Below are 9,314 nucleotides of genomic sequence, written 5' to 3' on the forward strand. Positions count from 1 at the left end.
TAACAAGTTTCTCATTCATTCATACTTCCTATTCTATCAAAAAAAGTATGAAACGTTTGCTTTTTTTGTTTCTCCATTATATATTCGTCAGCAAATGTCTATTTTCGTACATGAAAAGACGAACTTAAACGTAGTAAAAAATATATCAATATATCTTTTTGAAGAAAAAGATATGCATAAAAAACCCTCACTTCCATCATAAGTGAGGGGCACTTGTCAAAAATGTAATCCACCAATTGTACGGCCTTCGTTCACAATAATCTTAGGGGTCACCGTTTTATAGCTTCTCTTTTTTAAGAATCCATAGGGGGTCTTAATGGTAAATGTCGCATGTCCTACAGCATCGCCTGTTTTGGCATAGGCCTGCCACACAATCTTTGAACAATAAGTCGGGTCCAGTGATTGAATAGACATGGTGATGGAGTATCGAGCCTTTGGATGAGCTTTCACATAATCGCGCGCCCATTCCCCAGCTAGGTCTGCTGTTTCCTCTTGATTAATACGAATGACCTTTGTATTGGCATTATAGCGAAACCAATTAAGAATGGAATCAAGCTGAGGATGCTGTCGAAACCCTGGAATAGAAGCAAAGCTCTTTTCATTAATGACGATACCTGCATGTCCAACGATGCCCTTCAAAGCATCAGTGTTTGTCACCAATATATCCCCTTTTTTAGGCAAAATATCGGTACCAGGATACGGCTTTCCTAAAAGGCGCTTGATGGTGTGCGGCTTTTCATCCGTCACAAACTCATCCTGCTTGTTTTGTTGTAAGCCATAAGCCTTCAAATGATCGCCAGCTGAAATCAGGTCAATTGTGTCGTCCTGAGACTCATGCTCATGATTTAATTGATCTAAAGTGATCTCCTTCGAAACAACACCTTGTTTCTTCAGGACGTTCAGTTCTTTTTTGGTCAGCGGACTTTCTTCTGCAGGAACCGTTGGCGAATTCACAGCAAATGTGGTTGTTTCATTTGTAAAAAGAGAAAAAGAAAATAGTAAATAACAAATAATAACAAAATTCGTCTTTTTCATTTTCATCGAGTCATGTCACCTCCTTTCCTCTATGAAAATCATATTTTACCAATTTGTGAATAATAAGTAAATATAAAGTAGAACCAATAAAAAAAGCTGACGAGTGGCTCTCATCAGCTTTTTTCTATTTAGGAATCCGAATTGTTAATTGGATATATTCCTCAAATTCTTCTTCCTCAGTATTTATTTTAAGCCCGCTGTCTTCTACCATATGGAGAGACTGGCGAATGGTATTCATCGCAATTCGTGTATCACGACTAAACGCCTTACGTTTTGGCTTCGGTTTACGATCTGTTTTTTGTTCAAGCATTTTCACTACACGCTCTTCAGTCTGTTTTACATTCAACTGCTTTTCGATGATTTCCTGCAATAGCGCGATTTGTAATTCTGGAAGCTTTAGGGGTACAAGTGAACGTGCATGCCTTTCAGAGATTTTTTTCTCTAGGATGGCCTGTTGTACCTCTTCAGGCAACTTTAAAAGTCTTAATTTGTTTGCAACAGTTGATTGTCCCTTACCTAGACGCTGAGCAAGCGCTTCCTGTGTTAAATCATGAAGCTCTAAAAGACGTGCATAGGCATGAGCCTCTTCAATAGCAGACAGCTCTTCTCTTTGCAAATTTTCAATCAATGCCACAGATGCCGTTTCCGTATCAGTAAAATCTTTTATAATAGCGGGGATTTTCTCCCAGTGAAGAGTCTGTACCGCTCTCCAACGTCTTTCGCCGGCGATCAGTTCATATTTTCCTTCTTCTTCTGTCGGTCTGACAACAATAGGTTGGATAATGCCATGGGTATGAATCGTCGTGGCCAGCTCATGTATCTTTTCTTCTGAAAAAATGGTGCGTGGCTGAAAACGGTTTGGCATAATTGTGTCGACCGGGAGCTCCTGTATCTCTTCCTTTAATGTATCATGCTCAGCAATCTCTGCCTCTATTTCGGTTTCACGCTCAGGATGTTCTTTGTCACCAAGCCCGAAGAAGCGTGAGAGTGAATGCTTCATGAACCTACACCACCTTTAAAAACTACCTTTTTATAATTCTATTTTCTCATGTTTTTTCCTTCTGTAAAATCTTAAATATTGAAGAAAAACCGACCTTTTACATGATCAACCTTCTATTGGTGATTTATTAGGTGTTCCTGGTTTTCTAGGATATTTTTTTGGTGTTTGCTTTTTCTTTTCAATGACAATGATGTTCCGTTCGCTTTCTTCTAAAGGAAGAACAAAGGAATGCTTTTCAACAACCTCTCCTCCGAGGACAGTAACGGCTTTCTTCCCTGCTTGCATTTCTTCATCAGCAGCAGATGCTTTTAATGCCACAAACAATCCTTCCTTTTTTACAAGGGGCAGACATAGTTCGCTCAAGACGGATAAACGCGCAACCGCTCTAGCAGTGACAAGATCATAGCTTTCACGCTTTTCCTTACGTTGTCCAAACGTCTCCGCACGATCATGATAAAAAGTAGTATCTTGTAAGTTTAACCCTTTTGCTAACTCATTGAGAAACGTAATTCGTTTCTGAAGAGAATCAACAATGGTCACATGTAGATGAGGGAAGCAAATTTTAAGAGGAATGCTTGGGAAACCAGCACCAGCTCCTATATCGCAAATCGTCGTTACTTTGTGAAAATCAATGAAAAATGATGCGGAAATTGAATCATAAAAATGCTTTAAATACACTTCTTCCTTTTCAGTAATGGACGTCAAATTCATTTTCTCGTTCCATTCTACAAGCATGCGGAAGTAAGTTTCAAATTGTTCAAGCTGCACAGGAGAAAGAGTCATCCCTTTCTCCTCTAGTGCTGCTGTAAATTGTTCAATGTTCATGCCGACATCCTTTCTATTCTGCTATCTTCGCAATACGTCCCTGCTCTAAATATACTAAAAGGATAGAAATATCAGCAGGGTTAACGCCTGAAATACGAGAAGCCTGTGCAACAGAAAGCGGTCGGACTTCTTTCAGCTTTTGTTTCGCTTCAGTTGCAATCCCTTTGATGGCATCATAATCAATACGATCAGGAATCTTTTTGTTCTCCATCTTTTTCAGCTTTTCAACTTGTTGGAGTGACTTTTCAATATAACCTTCGTATTTAATTTGAATCTCTACCTGCTCACACACATCAGAAGGAAGCTGTGTTTCAGCAGGAGCTAACGTCACAACAGATTCATAGTTCATTTCTGGACGCTTCATCAAATCACTTGCACGAATACCGTCCTTCAGCTCACTTCCACCAAGTGAACGAATAAATTCTTGTGTCTCTGCTGTGGGTTTAATGATGACAGAATATAAACGTTTTTTCTCTGCTTCAATGGCTTCTTTTTTCTGCTGGTATGCCTGGAATCTTTCTTGAGAAATTAATCCAATATGATAGCCAAGTTCAGTTAATCTTAAATCCGCATTGTCATGACGAAGAAGCAAACGATACTCTGCACGGGATGTCAAAAGACGGTAAGGTTCATTTGTTCCCTTTGTGACAAGGTCATCAATGAGAACACCGATATATGCATCAGATCGGCTTAAAATGACTTCTTCTTTACCCAATGCTTTTCTTCCTGCATTAATACCTGCCATAATCCCTTGACCTGCTGCTTCCTCATAGCCTGACGTACCATTAATTTGGCCGGCTGTATATAATCCAGAAATTTTCTTCGTCTCAAGTGTAGGCCACAACTGAGTAGGCACAATTGCATCATACTCAATGGCATAACCCGCTCTCATCATTTGTACATTTTCGAGCCCTGGGATGGTGGAAAGCATGCGCTGCTGTACATCTTCTGGAAGACTTGTAGATAATCCTTGAACATACACTTCCTGCGTATTACGACCTTCTGGCTCTAAGAAAATTTGATGTCTTGGTTTGTCATTGAAACGAACCACTTTATCTTCAATGGAAGGGCAGTATCTAGGACCAGTTCCTTTAATCATACCTGAATACATTGGAGAACGGTGAAGATTCTCATCAATAATTTGATGTGTTTCTAAACTCGTATAAGTTAACCAGCATGGCAGTTGATCTGTAATATATTCAACCGTTTCATAGGAGAACGCCCGCGGAACGTCATCACCTGGTTGAATTTCTGTTTTACTATAGTCAATCGAGTGACTATTCACTCGAGGAGGTGTTCCTGTTTTAAAGCGAACCAAATCGAATCCTAACTCTGCTAGGTGATCCGATAATTTGATGGATGGCTGCTGGTTATTAGGACCACTTGAATACGATAGATCCCCTAAAATAATGCGGCCTTTTAAGAAAGTCCCAGTCGTTAATACAACAGACTTCGCACGATAGTTTGCTCCTGTTTGGGTAACGACACCTTTACATTCATCATCTTCTACAATTAAATGATCCACCATCCCTTGAAGCATTGTCAGGTTCGGTTCATTTTCCATTGTTTTTTTCATTTCATGCTGATATTGGAACTTATCTGCTTGCGCTCTTAACGCACGGACAGCAGGTCCTTTCCCCGTATTCAGCATACGCATTTGGATATGCGTCTTATCTATATTTCGTGCCATTTCTCCGCCCAGTGCATCAATTTCTCTAACGACAATCCCTTTTGCAGGACCGCCTACGGACGGATTACATGGCATAAAAGCAACCATATCGAGGTTGATAGTCAATACAAGTGTTTTGGCGCCCTGTCTTGCAGAAGCAAGAGCAGCCTCAACCCCAGCATGACCGGCACCCACGACGATGACGTCATAATTGCCAGCTTCATAACCCATTTCTTATGTTCCTCCCTTTACTTTCCTAAACAGAATTGAGAGAATAACTGATCAATCAAGCTTTCATGAACAGCATCTCCTATAATTTCACCGAGCTGTTCCCAGCAGCGTGTTAAATCTATTTGAACAATGTCGATCGGTACGTCCATTGCAATTCCTTCAAGAGCATCCTCAATTGACTGTTTTGCTGCCTGAAGTAAGGCAATATGCCTTGTATTACTTACATACGTTAAATCTCCACTTTCAATTGATCCAGTGAAGAACAGTGATTGAATCGCCATTTCTAGCTCATCAATGCCCTTTTCTTGTAATAATGATGTAGTGACCACCGGACGATCCTTCGCTAACTGCTTGACCTTTTCTACATCAAGCTTAGGCTCAAGGTCTGTCTTATTCACAATTACGATGATATCCATACCTGAGACAGCCTCAAAAAGCTTAATATCTTCTTCTGATAATTCTTCGCTATAATTGAGCACAAGTAAAATCAGGTCAGCTTCTTTTAAGACCTGTCTAGATCGTTCAACCCCTATACGTTCAACAATGTCCTCTGTCTCACGTATACCCGCAGTATCAACAAGACGGAGAGGTACACCTCTTACATTCACATATTCCTCAATGACATCTCTCGTAGTTCCAGGAATATCTGTGACAATGGCCTTTGTTTCCTGTACAAGGCTATTCAGCAAGGAAGACTTGCCAACATTCGGCCTTCCTATAATTACAGTGGATAAGCCCTCTCGAAGGATTTTCCCTTGCTGGGAAGTCGAGAGAAGCGACTCAATTTCTTTTTTGACCGATGTCGCTTTTTCCACTAAGACGCGGTGTGTCATTTCTTCAACATCGTCATACTCAGGGTAGTCAATATTGACTTCAATATGCGCCAGTGTTTCTAGGATCTCGCCGCGCAGTCGCTGAACCAAACCGGAGAGACGTCCCTCCATTTGAGTAATTGCTACATTCATCGCTCGATCCGTCTTTGCCCGAATCAAGTCCATGACAGCCTCTGCTTGCGATAGATCTATTCTTCCATTTAAGAAAGCACGCTTTGTGAACTCACCTGGCTCCGCTAATCTTGCTCCTTCTCTTAAAGCAAGCTGCAATACTTTATTGACCGTTACAATTCCCCCATGGCAGTTAATCTCAATAACGTCTTCTCTCGTAAATGTTTTTGGCGCTCGAAGTACTGACACCATGACCTCTTCTATTACTTGATCAGTCCTTGCATCCACGATATGACCATAATGAATGGTATGAGAATCCACTGATACAAGTTTTTTCTCCTTAGGCCCTTTATACATCCGATCAGCGATCTGTACCGCCTCCGGCCCACTTAAACGAATAATCGCAATTGCTCCTTCACCCATCGGTGTCGAAATGGCTGCAATTGTATCCATCGCTCAATCACCTCTTTCTCTACTTTAATAGACAGTCTTTTATCTATTAAATGGACGTTATCCATCTCTATATCAAAAACGCTTAATCCAAAATTTAAAGATACCATAAATGAAAGCGAAGTGAAAGTATCCTCCATCTAATTATCCACAGCTTGGCATCCTATCTATTTTAACACTTAACTTATCCACATGTGAATAACGACGTTCTCAACTCATCTTCACATCTTACACCGAAACCCAATAAATTTAAACGCCCCGATGCCTTTGTTTACTTGTGAAAATAGCATTTTCCACTCAAATTACACCCTAACTTTTTAGAAATAAAGGATGAATCTTCTATAGAAACACAATTTTTCAATAAAAAAAGACTAAAATCCAGCTTTGCTGAATTCTAGCCTTTCTGTTATTTTTTATACAGCACCACAACATGACGCTTGCTGCCTGTATCTTCCGATGCCGTTGCTAGTTCTTTAGAAAAAGCAGCGATCGTATCATGAATTACTTTTCGTTCGTTCGAAGGCATTGGTTCTAAATGAACCTTTCTCTTCGTTTTTAAAACTTTGTTTGCTGTCTTGACGGCATATTGTTCAAGTGCTTCTTGTCGCTTCTTCCTATAATCTCCAATATCAATGGTAATATGATGATACTGATCAGAATAGCGATTAAACACTAACTGTACCAAGGTTTCTAAAGAGTACAAAGTTTGACCTCTTTTTCCAATCATTAATGACGTTTTATCTCCATCAATGTGGAAAGAAATCTTTTTCGGTTCCTGTTTGGAAACAATCTTCGCTTTAGGATCAATTGATTTAACAATATTATCTAAATACTGTGTAGCTAATTTAAGAGCATTTCTCTTTTCTATCAATTTGACTACAGCTTGTCTTTTGCCAAATAATCCTAAGAACCCTTTATTTCCTTCATCAACTATTGTGATATCTACTTCTTCTTTTAGAAGCTGCATTTGTTTAAGTCCGGAATCTACTGCTTCTTCGATTGTGCGACCGACAGCAGTTATTTCCTTCATTTTTTATTCCCGCCAGCTTTTTCTTTTGTATCTAATTTTACTTGAGGAGTTTTAATCACTAATGTTTGGATGATCATGAAAATGTTACCTACAACCCAGTACAATGAAAGTGCTGCTGGGAAACTAATAGCAAATACAATGATCATAATCGGCATAACCCACAGCATGATCGCCATTTGAGGGTTGTCCGAAGGATTTCCAGCCATCATCAGTTTTTGCTGAATGAAAGTAGCTACCCCCGCAATGATCGGTAATAGGAACAATGGATCTGGACTGCCTAAGTCAAACCATAAGAATGTATGCTTTTTAATTTCTGCTGTTCTCATAATCGCATGATAAAAACCGATTAGGATTGGCATCTGAATTAAAATTGGGAAACAGCCAGCCAATGGATTGACGCCATTCTTTTGGAAAAGGGCCATTGTTTCCTGCTGAAGCTGCTGCTGAGTTTTTTGATCTTTAGAGCTATATTTTTCACGAAGTTTTTTCAATTCAGGCTGCAATGCTTGCATTGCTTTTGTACTTCTTAACTGCTTAATCATTAATGGTAAAATGAGCAAACGTATTAACAGTGTCACAATAATGATCGCAACCCCGTAGTTTTCACCAGTCAAATTTGCCATGTACGTGATTAATTGAGATAGCGGGTAAACAATATATGAGTTCCAGAATCCCTTACTATCTGATGTGATTGGTTCATTAATCTGTGTACATCCTGCCAATAGAACCAATGCGCCAATCAAGCTAAATATTAGTAATAATCGCCTTTTCAACAAGATTCCTCCCATTACTTCAAACTTTATTTAAGTTGGAATTGATTACGAAAGTGACTCACCTAATCAGTATGGTAACATTTTTTCATTACAAAGTGGTGGTTTCATTTTAATTCACTAGATGAAGGAAGCGCTTTTAAAAATTGATTCAACGAAAGTTTCTATTACGAAGACTTTTTCGGTTGTTGTTGATAAACAGCGGATTTTCTAAATAAATGTTGGAGAGACTTTTTTGTTTCTTCAAAGGTCAATTCACTTGCTGGTTTTCTTGCAATGACAATGTAGTCTTTTTCTTGCTTTAACTTATGACCTTCCTCTAAAAACACCTGGCGGATCAGTCGTTTAATTCGATTTCTCATCACTGCATTACCAATCTTCTTACTGACAGACAATCCTAAACGCAGTTCATCTTGATTTGGTTGATCCAGCTGGTAAATAACGAATTGGCGGTTCGCCATTGATTGACCTTTTTTGAACACCTTTTGAAACTCTTCATTTTTTTTTAGCCTGTTTCGCTTCTTCATGTTTTCTTCCACTCCGATAAAAACTGACAGTTCAATTACGATTTTATGTAAAAAAGACCACTGACATTATTCAGTGGCCTAAGCTGATAATTTTTTTCTACCTTTGCTGCGGCGTCGCTTTAAAACTAGACGTCCGTTTTTAGAACTCATACGGCTGCGGAAGCCATGAACTTTACTACGCTTACGGTTATTTGGTTGAAACGTTCTTTTCATTTATGACACCTCCCTGAGGAATAGCTGTTTAAGACAGTCTAACTCATTATATTTGTGTAACCCATCGATTGTCAATATCAATGATAAAACTCTTATTATCAACCTTATAAGCATAACATAATTTATCAAACGAAGAAACCTTCTTTTTCAGTTTCCAACATTTTATTCTTTTTTTCCTCCTAAAAAGCCTCCAAAACAAGGGTGTGGATATTTTTCCGGCATATTTAGACTATCCACATCCATTATCGACATTTTTTTCACACAAATAACCGATGTGGATAATTATTTTTCAACAGAATGTAAAGTGTGTGGATAAGTTTGTGACACCCATTGCACCATCTCGTTTATTTTGATATTATATTTGTGTTTTAACTCTTAATTACTTATCTGACCTATTTGCGTTATCCACAATCTGTGGATAAACTGTGGAAAGATATTACACAGGTTGTTGAATTGTTTATCCACAGGCTGTGTAATTTGTCGAAAAGACGTTTTTCTACTATATTATTTGTTTTCAACAATGTATGTGCACGAATGGTGATGACCATTTGCTCTTTTTCGTGTTCTATAACAGTTTGATACTGGTCATTTTAAAAAGAAAAGGAGGGGGGAGAAGCCTT

General features: G+C 38.9%; 9 protein-coding genes. All 9 read right to left on the reverse strand.

The features are described from left to right. Positions 1-216: 216 nt before the first annotated feature. The 9 genes from CKW02_RS20055 to rpmH all read right to left on the reverse strand — a co-directional run bounded on the left by CKW02_RS20055 (position 217) and on the right by rpmH (position 8,694). Positions 217-1,041, reverse strand: a complete 825-nt coding sequence (locus tag CKW02_RS20055) for a C40 family peptidase (RefSeq protein ID WP_003214651.1) — start codon at positions 1,039-1,041, stop codon at positions 217-219. Between the two features lie 118 nt (positions 1,042-1,159). Next, complete coding sequence (noc, locus tag CKW02_RS20060) at positions 1,160-2,035, reverse strand: nucleoid occlusion protein (protein ID WP_003214896.1); 876 nt, start codon at positions 2,033-2,035, stop codon at positions 1,160-1,162. Between the two features lie 105 nt (positions 2,036-2,140). After that, complete coding sequence (gene rsmG, locus CKW02_RS20065; protein ID WP_003215161.1) at positions 2,141-2,860, reverse strand: 16S rRNA (guanine(527)-N(7))-methyltransferase RsmG; 720 nt, start codon at positions 2,858-2,860, stop codon at positions 2,141-2,143. Between the two features lie 13 nt (positions 2,861-2,873). Then, positions 2,874-4,760 (reverse strand): tRNA uridine-5-carboxymethylaminomethyl(34) synthesis enzyme MnmG, encoded by a 1,887-nt coding sequence (gene mnmG, locus CKW02_RS20070; RefSeq protein WP_003215396.1) that lies wholly within the window; start codon positions 4,758-4,760, stop codon positions 2,874-2,876. 17 nt (positions 4,761-4,777) lie between these two features. Further along, positions 4,778-6,157, reverse strand: coding sequence for a tRNA uridine-5-carboxymethylaminomethyl(34) synthesis GTPase MnmE (mnmE, locus tag CKW02_RS20075; RefSeq protein WP_003214852.1), 1,380 nt, complete (start codon positions 6,155-6,157; stop codon positions 4,778-4,780). 403 nt (positions 6,158-6,560) lie between these two features. After that, positions 6,561-7,184, reverse strand: coding sequence for an RNA-binding cell elongation regulator Jag/EloR (gene jag / locus CKW02_RS20080; RefSeq protein ID WP_003215074.1), 624 nt, complete (start codon positions 7,182-7,184; stop codon positions 6,561-6,563). Continuing rightward, positions 7,181-7,963 (reverse strand): YidC family membrane integrase SpoIIIJ, encoded by a 783-nt coding sequence (gene spoIIIJ / locus CKW02_RS20085; RefSeq protein WP_095117972.1) that lies wholly within the window; start codon positions 7,961-7,963, stop codon positions 7,181-7,183. Before spoIIIJ ends, jag begins: the two co-directional genes overlap by 4 nt. A gap of 158 nt (positions 7,964-8,121) precedes the next feature. After that, positions 8,122-8,481 (reverse strand): ribonuclease P protein component, encoded by a 360-nt coding sequence (gene rnpA / locus CKW02_RS20090; RefSeq protein ID WP_003214983.1) that lies wholly within the window; start codon positions 8,479-8,481, stop codon positions 8,122-8,124. A gap of 78 nt (positions 8,482-8,559) precedes the next feature. Then, positions 8,560-8,694 carry a 50S ribosomal protein L34 gene (gene rpmH, locus CKW02_RS20095; protein WP_008360908.1) on the reverse strand — a complete coding sequence of 45 codons (135 nt, stop codon included), beginning with the start codon at positions 8,692-8,694 and terminating at the stop codon, positions 8,560-8,562. Positions 8,695-9,314 lie beyond the last annotated feature (620 nt).

This window comes from Bacillus pumilus, from assembly GCF_900186955.1.
GTDB lineage: Bacteria > Bacillota > Bacilli > Bacillales > Bacillaceae > Bacillus > Bacillus pumilus.